This is a genomic window from Nocardia sp. CDC159 (genome assembly GCF_023740735.1).
GTDB lineage: Bacteria > Actinomycetota > Actinomycetes > Mycobacteriales > Mycobacteriaceae > Nocardia > Nocardia pulmonis.
Map to the genome: position 1 here is coordinate 244,979 of NZ_JAMRXH010000006.1, position 16,141 is coordinate 261,119.

The 16,141-nt window shown below is 70.4% G+C and carries 14 protein-coding genes; 6 read left to right on the top strand and 8 right to left on the bottom strand.

Annotation, left to right across the window (positions count from 1 at the left end):
* Positions 1-74: 74 nt before the first annotated feature.
* Entirely contained in the window at positions 75-743 is a 669-nt protein-coding gene (locus tag NDR87_RS15965; RefSeq protein WP_251913667.1) for a M23 family metallopeptidase, read from the bottom strand.
* 183 nt (positions 744-926) lie between these two features.
* Here NDR87_RS15965 and NDR87_RS15970 point away from each other — a divergent pair, with 183 nt between their 5' ends.
* The gene (locus NDR87_RS15970; protein WP_251913666.1) at positions 927-1,250 is read left to right on the top strand and encodes a metalloregulator ArsR/SmtB family transcription factor; all 324 of its coding nucleotides are present in this window, start codon (positions 927-929) and stop codon (positions 1,248-1,250) included.
* 33 nt (positions 1,251-1,283) lie between these two features.
* Here NDR87_RS15970 and NDR87_RS15975 read toward each other — a convergent pair whose 3' ends face one another.
* Complete coding sequence (locus NDR87_RS15975; RefSeq protein WP_251913665.1) at positions 1,284-2,270, bottom strand: glycosyltransferase family 9 protein; 987 nt, start codon at positions 2,268-2,270, stop codon at positions 1,284-1,286.
* 264 nt (positions 2,271-2,534) lie between these two features.
* On the opposite strand from NDR87_RS15975, the gene NDR87_RS15980 reads away from it, so the two are divergent.
* Positions 2,535-2,828 (top strand): hypothetical protein, encoded by a 294-nt coding sequence (locus tag NDR87_RS15980; protein ID WP_251913664.1) that lies wholly within the window; start codon positions 2,535-2,537, stop codon positions 2,826-2,828.
* A 114-nt stretch (positions 2,829-2,942) separates the two neighbouring features.
* Entirely contained in the window at positions 2,943-3,752 is an 810-nt protein-coding gene (locus NDR87_RS15985) for a hypothetical protein (RefSeq protein WP_251913659.1), read from the top strand.
* Here the strand turns inward: NDR87_RS15985 and NDR87_RS15990 are convergent, their stop codons facing one another.
* Together NDR87_RS15990 and NDR87_RS15995 are read right to left on the bottom strand one after the other, a co-directional pair.
* Positions 3,753-4,199, bottom strand: a complete 447-nt coding sequence (locus NDR87_RS15990) for a hypothetical protein (protein ID WP_251913658.1) — start codon at positions 4,197-4,199, stop codon at positions 3,753-3,755.
* Positions 4,200-4,267: 68 nt separating this feature from the next.
* Positions 4,268-4,717 (bottom strand): YdeI/OmpD-associated family protein, encoded by a 450-nt coding sequence (locus tag NDR87_RS15995; RefSeq protein WP_251913656.1) that lies wholly within the window; start codon positions 4,715-4,717, stop codon positions 4,268-4,270.
* 91 nt (positions 4,718-4,808) lie between these two features.
* Here NDR87_RS15995 and NDR87_RS16000 point away from each other — a divergent pair, with 91 nt between their 5' ends.
* Together NDR87_RS16000 and NDR87_RS16005 are read left to right on the top strand one after the other, a co-directional pair.
* A complete protein-coding gene (locus NDR87_RS16000) occupies positions 4,809-5,672 on the top strand; it encodes an LLM class flavin-dependent oxidoreductase (RefSeq protein ID WP_251913655.1) in 864 nt (287 codons plus the stop codon).
* Positions 5,673-5,752: 80 nt separating this feature from the next.
* Positions 5,753-7,063 carry an acyltransferase family protein gene (locus NDR87_RS16005; protein ID WP_251913653.1) on the top strand — a complete coding sequence of 437 codons (1,311 nt, stop codon included), beginning with the start codon at positions 5,753-5,755 and terminating at the stop codon, positions 7,061-7,063.
* Here the strand turns inward: NDR87_RS16005 and NDR87_RS16010 are convergent.
* Both NDR87_RS16010 and NDR87_RS16015 read right to left on the bottom strand, forming a co-directional pair.
* Positions 7,005-7,334 (bottom strand): plasmid stabilization protein, encoded by a 330-nt coding sequence (locus NDR87_RS16010; protein ID WP_251913651.1) that lies wholly within the window; start codon positions 7,332-7,334, stop codon positions 7,005-7,007. The two genes, NDR87_RS16005 and NDR87_RS16010, sit on opposite strands and share 59 nt — an antisense overlap.
* Before the next feature lie 75 nt (positions 7,335-7,409).
* Positions 7,410-7,697, bottom strand: coding sequence for a hypothetical protein (locus NDR87_RS16015; protein ID WP_251913649.1), 288 nt, complete (start codon positions 7,695-7,697; stop codon positions 7,410-7,412).
* Positions 7,698-7,900: 203 nt separating this feature from the next.
* Between NDR87_RS16015 and NDR87_RS16020 the strand changes: the two genes are divergently transcribed.
* A complete protein-coding gene (locus tag NDR87_RS16020; RefSeq protein WP_251913647.1) occupies positions 7,901-13,366 on the top strand; it encodes a carboxyl transferase domain-containing protein in 5,466 nt (1,821 codons plus the stop codon).
* Between the two features lie 35 nt (positions 13,367-13,401).
* Here NDR87_RS16020 and NDR87_RS16025 read toward each other — a convergent pair whose 3' ends face one another.
* Both NDR87_RS16025 and NDR87_RS16030 read right to left on the bottom strand, forming a co-directional pair.
* Complete coding sequence (locus tag NDR87_RS16025) at positions 13,402-14,238, bottom strand: SAM-dependent methyltransferase (RefSeq protein ID WP_251941158.1); 837 nt, start codon at positions 14,236-14,238, stop codon at positions 13,402-13,404.
* Between the two features lie 127 nt (positions 14,239-14,365).
* Positions 14,366-15,256: a cutinase family protein gene (locus NDR87_RS16030; protein ID WP_251913645.1), complete on the bottom strand. Its 891-nt coding sequence runs from the start codon at positions 15,254-15,256 to the stop codon at positions 14,366-14,368.
* Positions 15,257-16,141 lie beyond the last annotated feature (885 nt).

A 16,141-nucleotide genomic window follows, 5' to 3' on the forward strand; every position in this document is an offset into this window, starting at 1 on the left:
GGCGAGCCCCCACAGCGCCGCGGCATGAGGTCCGTGATTGGCGAACCCCCTCATCCGGTCCGCGACCATCGGCCTCAGTGCGGCGCGGTCCCCGGATCCACCCCGCGCGCGAGCAGCCAGGGCATGGGATCGATCTTGGTACCGCCCTCGTCGGTCCAGACCTCGTAGTGCAGATGCGGACCGGTGGAGTAGCCGCGATTGCCGACGGTGGCGATGACCTCGCCCGCGCGGACCTGCTGGCCGACCGTCACCAGAATGTCGTTGACGTGGCCGTATACCCCGATGGTGCCGTCGTCCTGGCGCACTCGCACCCACAGCCCGAAACCGGATGCGGGCCCGGCCTCGACGACCACGCCGTCGGTGACCGCCGCGATCGGGGCGCCCAGTGCGTCGCCGAAGTCGATGCCGCCGTGCAGTTCGCCCCAGCGCGTGCCGAAGCCGGAGGTGAGCACGCCCGCGACGGGACGCACGGTGCGGCGAATTTCCCGGGCGGCCTTGGCCATCGGCCAGGGCTCCGCGGCCGGTGGTGCGGGCGGCGGCACGGGTGCGACGGCGGGTGCGGCCAGCGCGGCGGGCGCGGGCCCGAGCGTGTGGGCGGCGGCGGCCAGGCCCGGGGCCGAGCCGGTGCCGTGCCGGTCGGCGGCGCCGAGCGTGCCGATCGAGGCACCGACGACCGCGGTGATCGCCACGGCCTTGGCCGCGCGCCGGGCCCGCCGCGAAGATAACGAAACGGTCACGGGCATGGATGGCAACCTACGACAATCTCGCAGGCCGCTCGTAATCCTGTCGTAACCGTCACACGGTTGTCCGGGGGCGCGAAAATGTCCGGTTGGCCGAACTACATGCGGGTAATTCCGCATTCACCGGGAAAATCGGCGACCGGGCCGACCTTGACCGTCCGGTCAGCGAACAGCCACACTATTTAAGTGGCCACTAATGGAGTCCGCGCGCTGGAGGCGCTCGCCGACCCCACCCGCCGCGCGATCTTCGAGACCCTGCCGCCCGCGCCGCGCTCGGTGGGGGAGCTGGCCGCGACGATCGGGGTGAGCAGCTCGGCGGTATCGCAGCATCTGCGGGTGTTGCGCGAGGCGCGCTTGGTGATGGTGCGCCCGGCTGGTAATCGGCGGCTGTATTCCCTGGATCCGCGTGGCCTCGCCGACGCCCGCGACTATCTCGAACAGTTCTGGCCCTCGGCCCTGGCCGCCTACGCGGCCGCCCTCTCGCGCGCCGAGCGCGCCGACCAGCCCTAGTCCCGGCCGAAATCCGTTTCCGGAGAACGCCGTTCAGCCCACGCGCCGAAAGGCGGACCGGCGCCGATCCACCGCCGCGCCCGGCCAAATCCGCTTGGTGAGCTGCTTGTCCACCGCCTGGATGACCTCGTCGACGCCGATCTCGAGCAGACCCGGATCGGTCGCCGCGCCGTCGTGGTCGCCGGTGCGTCCGGCCCACAGCACGATATGGCGGTTGAGCAGATGTGGCGGCGGTCCGCCGCGGCTGGGCGGGGTGGGCCCGAACAGCAGGACCGTGCGGGTGCCGAAGGCGGTGGCCAGGTGGGCTACGCCGGTGTCGCCGCACACCACCAGCGCGGCCTCGGCGACGGTCGCGGCCACCTCGAGCAGGCTCTGCCGCCCGGCCAGTACCTGCTGGGCGGGCAGCCCGGCCCGCGCGGCGATCGACAGCGCGATATCGCGTTCGAATTCGTCGCCGGTGAGCACCACCTCGCGGCCCTGCACCAGCAGATGCCGCACCACCGCGGCGAATCGCTCCGGCGGCCAGCGCCGCGCGGGCGAACCCGCGCCCACGTGCACGGCCACGCAGTCGCGGTGGCTGGTCGGGGCCACCGGCGGCACCAGGCCGAGATTGCGCCGATCCGCGGCGATGCCGTCGGATTCGAGCAGATGACACCAGCGGTCCACGTCGTGCATATCGTGCTGCCAGTCCGGACCGTCCAGGTCCGGGAACGCCGGATTGCGATAGGTGAGAATCCGCGCCGGATTCGTCTTGGCGAGCTCCACGATCCCCTCGGCCCCGCCGCTGTGCAGATTCACCGCCAGTTCGGGCGCCTCGCCGTCCCAACGCATACTCTCCGGATCCGCGGTCGGCACCATCTCGTCCACCGATGCGATCAGATCCACGATCGGCTCGAGCCTCAACGGCGCGGCGAGCGCGATGTGATCGCGTGGCCTGGCCCGACGCAGCGCGCGTAATGCCGGGACCGCGGTGAGTAGATCACCCAGTCCGCGTGCGCGCAGCACGAGTACAACCGCCACCCTCTTCTCCTAGCCTCCACCAAGCGACCCAAAAATCCCGACCCACTCGGCCCAGTGCGACGGCACGGACGAAGAGAGCCACCAGAGAGGACTACCCGGCCCATGCGATCGCGAAACTTCCTCGAACCCCGCGATATCGGCCGCGCGACCGGATGCGACCCGCTAGCCTGCACGCACGACCCGGCACGCGACCGATGTGTGACGCCGGCGCGGCCGCGAGTAGCCTGTCGACGGTCGGGACGTCGAAATGAACTGGAGGATCCCATGATTCGTACCGCTGGGTTCGCCGCCGCCACCCTGGTGGCGGGCGCGTTCACCGTGCTGGGCGCCGGAGCCGCCCACGCCGCGGAGGGCACCGTGAGCATCAACGGCAAGCTCTACGAGAACCCGACGGGCTGCATCGACACCGGCAACTCGTTCCAGACCACGGTCGGTAACACCACGGAGAAGGTCGTTCTCGTGCACCAGGGCCGCAACTGCACCGGCCCGGTGATCGGCCGGGTCGACCCGGCGGGCCTGGCGCTGGTCCCGAACGGCAGCCTGGAGATCGTCGAATAGCCACCCGGCGCAGCCGCTTCCGCGCCCCGGTCTTCGGTGAAGGCCGGGGCGCGGTGCGCATCGCCCCGCGCGGTCGCCTGTCGGGAATCGAAACCGAGGGGGATGCTGGTAGGTATGGCCCCGAAAACTGGTTCCAGGCAGGCGTATTCGCTCGCCGCGCTGGCGGTGTTGCTGGTCGTGGTCGTCGTGGTGGTGTGGTTGTGGGTGCGCGGAGACGACCGGACGCGGGTGAACTCGGCCGTCTCGCCGCCCGATTCGGCCCCGGCGGCCGCGGAACCGGGGCCGCTCTCCGCCGCGGCGCCCGCTGTGCCGCCGTCGGATACCTTCCCCTATCCACCGTTGTGGCCGTTCGTCGACGAGGCGGCGGCCTCGGCGTGGGAGGTGGCCTACGGGGAGGGTGGGTTGCAGCCCTGGCATCTGGATCCCGGGCAGACCGCGCTCTATTTCGCCTCGTACTACCTGGGTTACGCGAATATCGACAAGGTGGTGTCGTCGTCGGTGCGTGGTGCGGAGGCTTGGGTGGGGGTCGGTTTCGAGCGTCCCGGTGGCGGGCTGGCAACCGCCGCGGTGGTCCATCTGGTCCGGTTCGGGCCGCCGCCGGATGCCCCGTGGGAGGTGGTCGGCACCCAGGACACCACGCTGTCGGTCACCGCGCCGGCCTACGGTGCGCGGGTCACCTCGCCGCTGACCGTCGGCGGGCTCGTCACCGGAGTCGACGAAAGTCTGCGGGTGCAGGTGCGGGCGATTCCCGCGCCGGAGCCGCTCGGGGTGTCGGAGCCGATTCCCGCGGGGGGCACGGATTCTCCGTGGAGCACGACCGTCGCGCTGCGCGACGGCTGTGTCGGTGCGCTGACGGTCGCGGTGGCCACCGGCGGTCATGTCGCCGAGGTCGAGCGGTTCGCGGTGACCGGCGTTCGCTGCTGATCAGCCCAGGCTGCTGCCCGGGCGAACGATCATGAGCACCACGACCACGGCCCAGAGCAGGTTGTACGCGCCCGCGAGCATGGACAGGGTGCGCAGGCGGCGGCCGTCGTCGGGTTGGGCGAGGGCCTGGCGCTGCATCGGATGGATCATGCTGGCCAGCAGGGCGGCGGCGATGAAGGTGAGGGCCATGGCCACGGTGATCCAGACCTCGCCCAGCCGCTGCTGCACCCCGGCCAGCACGATGCCCACGACCGGCACGATCAGGCCGAGCAGGGCATAGGTGCCGGTGATGCGGTGTAGCGCCACGGCTACCGCGCGGCTGCGCGGCGGGGCGTCCGCGTCGCCGACCACGGGCGCGTAGCGGGAGAACAGGCTGGTCGCGACCGCCGATCCGCCGATGAAGACGATGCCCGCCAGAATGTGCACCGACAGCAGGAAATGTTGCACCGAAACTCCCTTCAGAACGGCTGAAGCATAGCCCTAGGCTTCAGCTCGTTTGAAGGTTGTGGTCGATGTCACCGATTCTCGGTGCCGCGCAACGACTCGATGGTCTTGGCGATCCGGCGGGCCCGGGTCTCGGGCCGCTTGGCGTCGGTGATCGCGGCGACCTGTTCGCGGCGGCGGGTGAACGAGAGCCCGTCGAAGGCGGTGCGCAGCCCGGCGTCGTCGAGGGCGGCGGCCAGATCCGCGGGCACCTCGACCTGCCGTTCGGCGGTGTCCCGCTCGACGGTCACCGTGACCGTGTCCCCGGGCTGTTTGCCCAGGGTGGTGCGGATGGATTTCAGCATGCCCAGGCACGGCCCGCCGCCCATCGCGGCGATCGATCCGGTGTAGTCGATCCCGTCGAAGCTCGCCCGCACCGGAATGCGCCCGCCGCCACCGAGATCCGCGATCACCCGCTCCGGCACCCGGACGTAGGCCCCACCGCCCGGCGCGGCCTCGATGCTGGCCTCGAATCGCGGCATGGATGACCTCCTCGTCTCGCTTCCGGGCCGCGCGCCCGGACCGTGCGAGGATAGCCAGAAAATAACCGACCTGTGGAGAGGATCGGGTGCCATGGCGCTGCGCTATGCGATCAATGTGCCGAACTTCGGCGATTTCGCCGACCCCCGCACCTTCGCCGAACTGGCCGCCCGTGCCGAGGCCGCGGGCTGGGACGGCCTGCTGGTCTGGGACCACCTGGTCTACGACAAGACCACCCCCCGCGAGATCGGCGATCCGTGGGTGCTGCTGACGGCCGCGGCCCTGGCGACCGAACGGATCCGGCTGGGCACGGCCGTCACCCCGGTCGCGCGGCGGCGGCCGCAGCAACTGGCCCGCGAGGTCGCCACCCTCGATCGGCTCAGCGGCGGGCGCATGGTGCTCGGCGTCGGGCTCGGCGGTCCCATCCCCGACGAGTACGGCAGTTTCGGCGAGCCCACCGATCCCCGCGAACTGGCCGGGCGGTTGGACGAGGGCCTCGCGGCGCTGGATCTGCTGTGGTCCGGCGAAACCGTCAGCTACCGAGGCGAATACGTCACCCTCGACGAGGTGCGTTTCCTGCCGCCGCCGGTGCAGCGGCCACGGGTGCCGATCTGGGTGGGTGGGCAGTGGCCGAACAAGGCGCCGATGCGCCGGGCGGCCCGCTACGACGGGGTGATCCCGATCCTGTCCGACGTGCCGGGCACCCCGCCGCGCCCGGAGGATGTCCGGGCGCTGCGCGAATTCATCGGTGGACAGCGGGATCCGGCGCTGTCGGGACATCCGTTCGATGTGGTCTGCGGCGGTGCGACGCCGCCCGAGCCGGGCGCGGCGCGCAGGCTGCTCGATGCCCTGGCCGAGGCGGGGATGACGTGGTGGCAGGAGCGTATGCCCGCGGGGGACCGGCTCGAGCGGGCCGACCCGATGCTGCGCCGCGTCGATGCCGGACCGCCGCGCTGAGCGAAACTCGCCGCCCTTTCGAGATCGCCTGCGCGCCAAGCGTTCACCCCGAATTCAGTCCCACCCGCTAAGCCTGCACTGTGACCGTTGCGGCCGACGGGAGGCCACCGCGAAACTGGTGTATCGACATCGCCCGGATGTTCGCCATCGCGGTGGTGGTCGTCGTGCACTGGATCTCGGTGCGAATCACCGTGGCCGACGGCACGATTCGCGGCGATCCGGCCCTGCACGGCAAGCCGGTGTGGGCATTGAGCTGGGTGCTGCAGGTGATGCCGCTGTTCTTCGTCGCGGGCGGGCTGGCCAACACCGGCATCGTGGATCGTTGGCGGGCGCAGGGGGCGGGGATCGGGGCGTATCTGGGGCCGCGGGTGCGCCGCCTGGTCATGCCGGTGGTTCCGCTGGTCGTGGTGCTCGCGGCGGTGGTGTGGCTGGTGCGGCTGCGTTCGGAGGCGATGGCGAGGGCGGCCGGGTACGCGCTGGCGAGTCCGCTGTGGTTCCTGGCGGTGTATCTGGTGGCGGTGGGGGTGGCGCCGTGGGCGGTCCGCACGCACGACCGGTCGGCGTGGGCGCTGCCCGCACTACTGCTGGCAGGCGCTGCGGCGGTGGATGTTTCGAAGTTCGCCGGGCTCGATGTCGCGCAGGTGAACCTGTTGCTGGTTTGGTTGTTCTGCCATCAGCTCGGCGTGCTGTACGCCCGCGGGACGCTGCGGCGAATACCCGTGCGCCGGATGGTCGCGGTCATGGTCGGCGGCGTGGCCGCCCTCGCGGTGATGGTGTTCGCCGGTCCGTATCCGAAGGCCATGTACGGGCTGGCCGATGCCCCGGTCTCCAACCTGTATCCGCCCACGGCCGCCATGGCGATCCTCGCCGTCCTGCAGGTGGTGGTGCTCGACCTCCTCGATCGGCGGGTGGCGGGCCGCAGGCCGCCGCCGCGGGCGCGGCGCGTGATCGCCTATGCGGTAACGCATCTGATGACGATCTATCTCTGGCACGTCCCCGTGCTCGCCCTCGTCTCCTGCGCGGCGCTGCTCGCCCCCGCGGCACTGCTGCCGGGCGATCCGCAGCTGTGGTGGAGCCAGCGCCCGCTGTGGATTCTGGGCTGCGGCATGATCCTGTTCGGCGTGGTCCGGGTGCTGGCGCACTGGGATGTGTACTGCGCCGGATACGCCGCCCGAACCACGCCCGTGGCCACCGCGGCGGGGGCCGTGCTCGCGGCGGGCGGTATCTATCTCATCTGGTGGGAGCGGCTGGCGCCGACCGCGACAGCGGTTCTCGCGGTCCTCGCCGTGCTGGCGTCGGCCGCGCTGTTGTCCACCGCCCGCCACGCCGAACTCAGCCGCGGCCCAGGGCCTTCTCCAATTGGCTCTTCGTCATCGACGAACGGCCCTTGATATTGCGCCTCTTGGCCTCGTTGTAGAGCTGGTCGCGGGTCGGACCCTTCGGGCTCTTGCGGCCGGAGCGCTGACCGCCGCGCTGCTGGGGCGATTTGTCCTTGACCGAGGAGCGACTGGCGGTCTTGGTCTGGCCGGACTGCGCCCGGTTCTTGTTGACCGTGCGGGCCGCGATCTCCTTCGCCCGTCCGGTGCTCGCACCGCGTTCCTTCGCCGAATCCTTGATGTGCTCGTACTGGCGTTCCTGTTTGTCGGTCCATTCCTTGGGCATGGCATTCACCTCCTGCCGCACGGATACCCCGCAGTCTCGGCGCAAACCCGGGGTTTGCCGGAGCGGGGCGCGCCCTCAATGGCTGAGCGCGGTGTCGAGATCGCGCGCCGCGTGGCGGGCGATGCTGCGGGCCTGCTGGGCAGCGGCCTCGGGATGCGCGGTGCGCTGGTCGAGCACGGTGTGGATGCGGTGCAGGGCGGTGGCGGCCGCGCCGGTCGCGCGGCGCAGTTCGGCGATGTGGTCGAGCAGGTCCGCGATCTCGCGCGTGGTGAGGGTGAGGGTAGGGTGCTCCTCGCCCGAGAGGATCGCCTCGCCCGCGATCTCGGCGCAGCGCGCGTGCAGTTCGTCGAGAATCCCGTCCACCCCGATAGCCTCCGTCCGCCCAAGAGCCTTGCAGGTCAACGCGTCCGCTGCCCTGGTTACCCCTGAGGTATTGCCCACCATACGTGCCGGTAACACCGGCTCGCTGTGCACATACAACCCAAGAGGGTGCACACTACGCGGAGCCGGAAGTCGCGACCCTCGCCCGAGCCGGGCCCGAGCTGTGAACTGGAAGGAGCTGGTGAGTGTTCAGCCGCATCGCCATCGTGAACCGGGGTGAGGCCGCCATGCGCCTCATTCACGCCGTCCGAGATCTGGCAGCGGAGACCGGGGTACCCATCGAAACGGTTGCCCTGCACACCGATGTCGATCGCAACGCGACCTTCGTGCGCGAGGCCGACATCGCCTACGACCTCGGCCCGGCCGCCGCGCGCCCCTATCTCGACCTCAAGGCACTCGAGCGCGCCCTGATCACCACCAAGGCCGATTCCGCCTGGGTGGGCTGGGGTTTCGTCGCCGAGGATCCGGCCTTCGCGGAGCTGTGCGAGCAGATCGGCGTCACCTTCATCGGCCCGAGCCCCGAGGCCATGCGCAAACTCGGCGACAAGATCGGCGCCAAGCTGATCGCCGAGGAGGTCGGCGTGCCGGTGGCGCCGTGGAGCCGCGGCGCGGTCGAGTCCGTGGAGGCGGCGGTGGCCGCCGCCTCCGAGATCGGCTACCCGTTGATGCTCAAGGCGACCGCCGGTGGCGGCGGCCGCGGCATTCGCAAGATCAACAACGAGGCCGAACTCGTCGACGCCTACGAACGCACCCGGCAGGAGGCCGCGCGCGCGTTCGGCAGCGGTGTCGTGTTCCTGGAACGGTTGGTCACCGGCGCCCGCCACGTCGAGGTCCAGGTGATCGCCGACGGCCAGGGCACCGCGTGGGCGCTGGGCGTGCGCGACTGCTCGGTGCAGCGGCGCAACCAGAAGATCATCGAGGAGTCGGCCTCGCCGGTGCTCAGCGCCGAGCAGTCCGCCGAGCTCAAGGCCTCGGCCGAGCGGCTGGCGGTGGCGGTCGGCTACCGCGGCGCGGCCACCGTGGAATTCCTGTACCACCCCGGCGAGCGGTTGTTCGCCTTCCTCGAGGTCAACACCCGCCTGCAGGTCGAGCACCCGATCACCGAGTACACCACCGGATTCGATCTGGTCCGCGCGCAGCTGCACGTCGCCTCCGGCGGCAAGCTGGAGGGTGAGCCGCCGCGCGAGCGCGGCCACGCCATCGAGGCCCGGCTCAATGCCGAGGATCCCGACCGCGACTTCGCCCCCGCCCCCGGCCGCATCGCGCGGCTGGATCTGCCTGCGGGACCGGGCATTCGGGTCGATACCGGCGTCAGCGAGGGCGACGTCATTCCCGCCGATTTCGATTCCATGATCGCCAAGATCATCGCCTACGGCCGCAACCGCGACGAGGCGCTGGGCCGGTTGCGCCGGGCGATGGTGCAGACCCGGGTGGTCATCGAGGGCGGCGCGACCAACAAGAGCTTCGTCCTCGATCTGCTCAATCAGCCCGAGGTGATCGATGCCAGCGCCGACACCGGCTGGATCGACCGCGTCCGCGACGAGGGCCGGTTGGTCTCGCACCGCCACTCCGCCATCGCGCTGGCCGCCGCCGCGATCGACGCGTACGAGGAGGAGGAGCGCGCCGAGCGGCAGCGGCTGCTGTCCACCGCGTCCGGCGGGCGGCCGCAGGTGCAGCATCAGAGCGGCCGACCGCTCGACCTGAAGCTGCGCGGTGCTGGCTACCGCGTGCGCGTGGCCCGCATCGGCGCTCACCGTTTCCGGATCGGCATCGAGGCCGGTGGCGAAATCCGCACGGCCGACGTGGATTTGGAGCGCTTCGACAGCCACGCCGGGCAGATCGTGGTCAACGGCACCCGTTACCGCCTGATCACCGGCACGCACGGGCCGATCCACCTGGTCGATGTCGAGGGCGTGACCCATCGGATCAGCCGCGACGAGGGCGGCGTCGTCCGCGCACCCGCGCCCGCGCTGGTGGTGGCCATGCCGCTGGAGGTCGGCGCCGAGGTCGAGGCGGGCGCGCCGGTGCTCGTGCTCGAGAGCATGAAGATGGAAACGGTGCTGCGCGCGCCGTTCCGGGCCCGGCTCAAGGAATGTTCGGTGTCGGTCGGCACCCAGGTCGAGACCGGTGCGCCGATGCTGCGGCTGGAACCACTGGCCGAGGAGGAGGAGACCGCCGAGACCGCCGCGACCGGCGCGGTCGAGTTGGACCTGCCCGGCGAATCCGCGCCCGCCCGGCCGTTCGAGCGGCTGGCCCGCGGCCTGCAGGATCTGCGCAGCCTGCTGCTGGGCTTCGATGTCGATCCGCACGACGAGCGCCGGGTGGTCGAGGACTACCTCGCCGCGCGCCGCGCCGCGCTGGCCGACAACCACCGGCCGCTGGCCGAGGAGATCGAACTGCTGCAGGTGTTCGCCGATCTCGCCGAGCTGAGCCACAACCGCTCCTGGGACGAGGACGGCGCCCACGGCCACGTGCACAGCGCCCGCGAGTACTTCCACGCCTATCTGCAGAGCCTCGACGTCGAGCGGGCCGGGCTGCCGCAGTCCTATCGGGACAAGCTCGCCAAGGCGCTCGGGCACTACGGCGTCACCGAACTGGACCGCACCCCCGATCTCGAGGCCGCGGTGTTCCGGATCTTCCTGGCCCAGCAGCGGCCCGCCGACACCGTCACGGTCGTCACCACCCTGCTGCGCGAGTGGCTGCGCGAGCCGGTGCCCGACCGCGCGCTGCGCGAGCCGACCGGCCTGGCGCTGGAGCGGCTGGTGGCCGCGACGCAGGTGCGCTTCCCGGTGATCGCCGATCTGGCCCGCGGGCTGGTGTTCGCCTGGTTCGGTCAGCCGCTGCTGCGCCGCAACCGGGCCCGGGTGTACACCAATGTCCGAAAGCACCTGAGCTACCTGGACGCTCACCCCGAGGCCACCGATCGCGCCGAGCGCATCTCCGATATGGTGCGCAGCACCGAGCCGCTGGTGCGGCTGCTCGCGCAGCGCCTGGTGCGCGGCAGCCGGGACAACTCGGTCATGCTCGAGGTGCTGACCCGCCGCTACTACGGCAACAAGGGCCTCACCGGCGTGCGCACCCAGGAGGTGGGCGGCTGCACCTTCGTGATCGCCGAGCGCCGGGGCCTGACCCTGGTGTCGGCCGCGGTCAGCTTCGACGCCCTCGACACCGTGCTGCGCGGGCTGAAGGAGTTGGCCACCGGCGCGGTCTCCATCGAGGCCGATATCTACCTCGGTTGGGAGCATCAGCCCGAGGACTTCGACGCGATGGCCGCCGCGCTGCAGGAGGCGCTCAGCGCGCAACCGCTGCCGAACCAGGTGCACCGGGTGACCACCACCGTCGCGGGCAGCGGCGGCGCGGTCATGCACCACCACTTCACCTTCCGCCCGTCGGCCACCGGCATGGCCGAGGAGCGGCTGATCCGCGGCCTGCATCCGTACATCGCCGAGCGGATGCAGATGAAGCGGCTGCGCAAGTTCGATCTGACCCGGCTGCCGTCCTCGGACAACGACGAGGTGTACCTGTTCCGGTGCGTGGCCAAGGAGAATCCGGCCGACGAGCGGCTGGTCGCCTTCGCCCAGGTGCGTGACCTGGCGGCGCTGCGTGAGCACGACGGCCGCCTGCTGGCGCTGCCGACCGCCGAGGCCACCATTGCCACCTGTCTGGACTCCATCCGCCGGGCGCAGTCGCGGCGGCCCTCGGCCAAGCGGTTCAACACCAACCGCATCGTCATGTACATCTGGCCGCCGATCGATATCACCCCGGCCGAGTTCGAGACCGTCGTCGAGCGCGTGGAACCGACGACCGTGGGCGCCGGGCTGGAGGAGATCCTGATCATCGCGCGCCAGCGCGACGAGAAGTCCGGGGAACTGGTGAAGGTCGCCGTGCGGATCTCCTTCGACCCCACCGGCGGCACCGAGGTGACCGTCGGCGAGCGGACCGACGACGCGGTCGAACCGCTGGACGAGTACCGGCAGAAGGTGCTGCGCGCCAGCAGCCGCAACACCGTCTACCCGTACGAATTGACCAGTCTGCTCGGCGAGTTCACCGAATACGACCTCGACGCGCGGCACACGCTGGTGCCGGTCGATCGGCCCAAGGGCCGCAATACCGCCGCGATGGTCGCGGGCGTGGTCACCACCCCGACCGAGCGGCATCCCGAGGGCGTCTCCCGGGTGGTGCTGCTCGGCGATCCGACGAAATCGCTCGGCGCACTGTCGGAACCGGAGTGCCGCCGGGTGATCGCGGCCCTGGATCTGGCCGAGCGGATGCGGGTGCCACTGGAGTGGTACGCGCTGTCCTCGGGCGCGCGGATCTCGATGAAGTCCGGCACCGAGAACATGGACTGGGTGGCGGCCGCGCTCAAGCGGATCGTCGAGTTCACCCAGGACGGCGGCGAGATCAATATCGTGGTCTCCGGCATAAACGTCGGCGCGCAGCCGTACTGGAACGCCGAGGCCACCATGCTGATGCACACCAAGGGCATTCTGGTGATGACGCCGGATTCGGCGATGGTGCTCACCGGTAAGCAGGCGCTGGACTTCTCCGGCGGTGTGTCGGCCGAGGACAACTTCGGCATCGGCGGCTACGACCGCGTGATGGGCCCCAACGGCCAGGGTCAGTACTGGGCGCCGAATCTGACCGCCGCGCGGGCGATTCTGATGTCGCACTACGACCACACCTACATCGCACCCGGTGAACAGTCGCCGCGGCGGGCGCAGACCAGCGACCCGGCCGACCGCGACGTCTCGGATTTCCCGCATGTGATCGAGGGCAGCGATTTCACCACCGTCGGCGAGATCTTCTCCGCGGCGAAGAATCCGGATCGCAAGAAGCCCTTCGACATTCGCACGGTGATGCGGGCGGTGGCCGATCAGGACCATCCGGTGCTCGAGCGCTGGGCCGGGATGGCCGACGCCGAGACCGCGGTGGTGCAGGACGCGCATCTGGGCGGAATTCCGGTGTGCCTGCTGGGCATCGAATCCCGCGGTGTGTCGCGGCGCGGCTTCGTTCCCACCGACGGCCCGGACACCTACACCGCGGGCACGCTGTTCCCGCAGTCGTCGAAGAAGGCGGCGCGGGCCATCAACGCGGCCAGCGGAAATCGTCCGCTGGTGGTGCTGGCCAACCTGTCGGGCTTCGACGGCTCCCCGGAGTCGATGCGCAAGCTGCAGCTCGAGTACGGCGCGGAGATCGGGCGCGCGATCGTGAATTTCCAAGGGCCCATTGTGTTCTGCGTGATCTCGCGGTACCACGGTGGCGCGTTCGTGGTGTTCTCCAAGGCGCTCAACCCGAATATGACCGTGCTCGCGCTGGAGGGCTCGTTCGCCTCGGTGCTCGGCGGCGCCCCGGCCGCGGCAGTGGTGTTCGCGGGCGAGGTCGACACCCGCACCGCGACCGATCCGCGCGTGCGCGAGCTGGAGGCGCGCGCGGCCAACGCCTCGGCCACCGACCGTGCCGCCCTGACCGCCGAGCTCGACGAGGTTCGATCGTCGGTGCGCACCGAGAAACTCGGTGAGGTGGCCGCGGAATTCGATCGGGTGCACAACATTCAGCGCGCGGTCGAGGTCGGCTCGGTCGATGCGATCATCCGCCCCGCCGAACTGCGGCCGCGGCTGATCGAGGCGATCGAGGCGCGCCTGGGCGGCTGATATTCGCGCCCCCTGAGCCCCGTCGCGAACGGGGCTCAGGGTTTGCGCAGGATTCCGCCGTATTCGTAGACATTGTGGCGGCGGGTGGCGGCCCCGACATAGGGGAGCAGTGGCTCGGGCACCGGCGCGAGCGGTGGCTGATCCGGATCGGGCCGCCAGTCGACCAGATTCACCAGGCCCGGTTCGACCGGTTCCAGACCGTCGAACAGCGCGTCCACCTCCGCGGGGGTGCGGCTCTGCCAGGGCACGCCGGAGTCGTCGATACTCGCCGCGAAGATCGCGCCGACGTCCGGATCGTCGCTGACGACCTGGGAGAAGGCGAGATGGCTGCCCGGCACCGCGACCGTATCGATGATGTGCCGCACCGTATGCCGCGTCCCCTGCCCGACCTCGTCGTCATCCTTGAGGTGATGGCCGACCGACAGGAACAGCACCGCGATCGGTTCGGCGAAGTCGATCAGCCGCCGCACCTGCGGCTCGGCCAGAATCGCCTCGGGCAGGCGCATATCGGCCTGAACGACCGCGGTGCCCGGATTTCCGGTGAGCAGGGCGCGCCCGTGCGCGAGCACGATGGGATCGATATCGACGTAGGCCACCCGCGCGTCCGGATCGAACCGCTGCGCGACCTGATGCACATTGTTCTCGGTCGGCAGCCCGCATCCCATGTCGAGAAACTGCCGGATCCCGGCCTCCTCGACCAGATAGCGAATCGCTCGATACAGGAATTGCCGATTCTGCCGGGCGATGTCCACACATTCGGGAAACCGCCCCAGCACATAGAAGACGATGTCGCGATCGACCGGATAGACATCGCGACCACCCAGCATCCAGCCGTAGGCGCGTGCCGACGCGGGCCGATCGAACGGACTCACCGTCTCGCCAGTGTCACCCGCGCTCACCGCGATGCCCTTCCACCCGTGCCCCCGGCGGCACGCTGGTGTCACGAATATATTCCGCGCCACCGAGGTTCGGAACGAGACCGGAAAACCTTTCGCGCGCTCACCGAGGTTCGGCGGCCAGATCGCCGATCCAGTTGTGCAGCCAGGTGGTGGCGGTGGTGCCGTTGGGGTCGACGACGTAGTGCGGATAGGACTGGTGGGCGCCGGATTCGAGGAATTCCTGGACCTGGCGCTGCCACTGTTCGCTGGCGGGGTTGTCCGGCGGGGCGTTGAGGATGGCCGTGGTGCCGGGGATCAGGGCCTCGGACAGGATGGACTGCAGGGTTTGGGCGTAATTGCCGAATTGCAGGGGGTCGGGAGCGGAGAGCTGGGTGGCGAATCCGGCGAAGCGGCCCGCCAGGTCGTCGGTGGGGACGGCGCAGTAGAGATCGCCTGCGGCGCAGAACGTCCGGACCTTCGGACCGAGCCAGCCGAAGCCGCCGATGCGGACGCCGCCCGCGCCGATGCCGGGGACGGGCGGGCCCACCAGCGGGTCGGTGGGGGAGCGGCGTGGATCGGAGAGCAGGCCGACCGCGACGACCCGGTCCGGCGCGACCACGCCGAGTCCGGTGCCGATCTCCGCGGCCAGATCGCCCGCCGCGTCCGCGCCCTGGCTGTAGCCGATCAGGGCGAACCGCGTGCGATCGCAACGGGCCGCGGTGGCGGCGACGAGGTCGCGGGCCTTGCTGACGGCCTCGCGCTTGGACAGGCCGTACACCTCGCCCTCCCACGGCAGCGCGGTGGCGGCGTAGCTGACGTAATCGGTGCGGACGGAGCGCGGCAGGCCGCGGGTCACCAGGGAGAGCATGCCCTGGCGCGGTTCGTCGCGCGAGGTCTCCCAGGTGCCGGGCACGGCGACGACGTTCAGTTCCGGACAGTCCGCGGGCGCGGCCTGCGCGCGCGGCGCGTCGGCGGTGGCCGCCACCCCGGCCGCCACCGCCACGGCCGCCATGACGGCCGAAATTCCTGTTCGCAGTGAGTGCGCGGTTCGTGACGACACGCTGAGCCCTTTCGCCGGACGGTTGACAGGTAGCGGTTGTTCCACGCGCCGAGCCAGGCCCGACATCCGGTGAACGTTCTGTCCGAAAATACCAAGAAACCGTCTGGTCGGGAGCTCATCCGCGCAGATTTCTGCGACCGTCGGCCCACCGGGTCCGCGGTCAACCCGCATACCCGCCGGGCCTGATCCCATGGTTGACGTTGATGGCTTGATGCGCAGCGGGTTTGGCCGAAAACACCACTGTCGTCGGATTTCAACCGGTGGCCCATTCCCTACTCTCATGAGCGAGGTACCGGCCGCTGGGGTCGCGGAGGGGACGGCCCCGGACGCGGTCAACCGCTCGCCGATCTTCACTACCTCCGCAGTTGACCCCGTTCGGCCGCTACGCGCTCGGTTTCGTCGGAAACACAACCGTGTCCGGATGTCTCGCTCCGGTGCGCCCCGTAACTTCGCGGATAGGCCGGACGGGCGTTCGGCGGAGTCATGTGGGTCGATCCGAGGGACATACGGGAGGGATCGTCATGGGGAATCGGGGGCTGGTCGGGGTGGAGGCGTGCCGAGTGAACGAGCGCGCGCGGCGCAGGGGAACGGACGGCCGGTGGCGCTACGCGCTGTACCTCGAGGACCGCGACGTCACCGCCTTCCACGCGGCCGAGGTGACCGGTTTCTTCGAGGCCGAGTCGGCGACGACGACGGAGAGCCGGTTCACCTTCCGGCTGGTCGATGCCGCCCCGAGCGATCCGATGTACTGGTCGTATCTGCAGTCGAGGCGATTGCCCTGGGTGATCGGCAATGCCGAACTGCTGATGCTGCGCAACGGGCGGGTCTATCTGGGGT

Excerpts from the sequence above, each read along its gene's own strand:
- NDR87_RS15965 (WP_251913667.1), bottom strand. The coding sequence starts at position 743 with ATGCCCGTGACCGTTTCGTTATCTTCGCGGCGGGCCCGGCGCGCGGCC.
- NDR87_RS15980 (WP_251913664.1), top strand. The coding sequence starts at position 2,535 with ATGATTCGTACCGCTGGGTTCGCCGCCGCCACCCTGGTGGCGGGCGCG.
- NDR87_RS15985 (WP_251913659.1), top strand. The coding sequence starts at position 2,943 with ATGGCCCCGAAAACTGGTTCCAGGCAGGCGTATTCGCTCGCCGCGCTG.
- NDR87_RS15995 (WP_251913656.1), bottom strand. The coding sequence starts at position 4,717 with ATGCCGCGATTCGAGGCCAGCATCGAGGCCGCGCCGGGCGGTGGGGCC.
- NDR87_RS16000 (WP_251913655.1), top strand. The coding sequence starts at position 4,809 with ATGGCGCTGCGCTATGCGATCAATGTGCCGAACTTCGGCGATTTCGCC.
- NDR87_RS16010 (WP_251913651.1), bottom strand. The coding sequence starts at position 7,334 with ATGCCCAAGGAATGGACCGACAAACAGGAACGCCAGTACGAGCACATC.
- NDR87_RS16030 (WP_251913645.1), bottom strand. The coding sequence starts at position 15,256 with ATGGCGGCCGTGGCGGTGGCGGCCGGGGTGGCGGCCACCGCCGACGCG.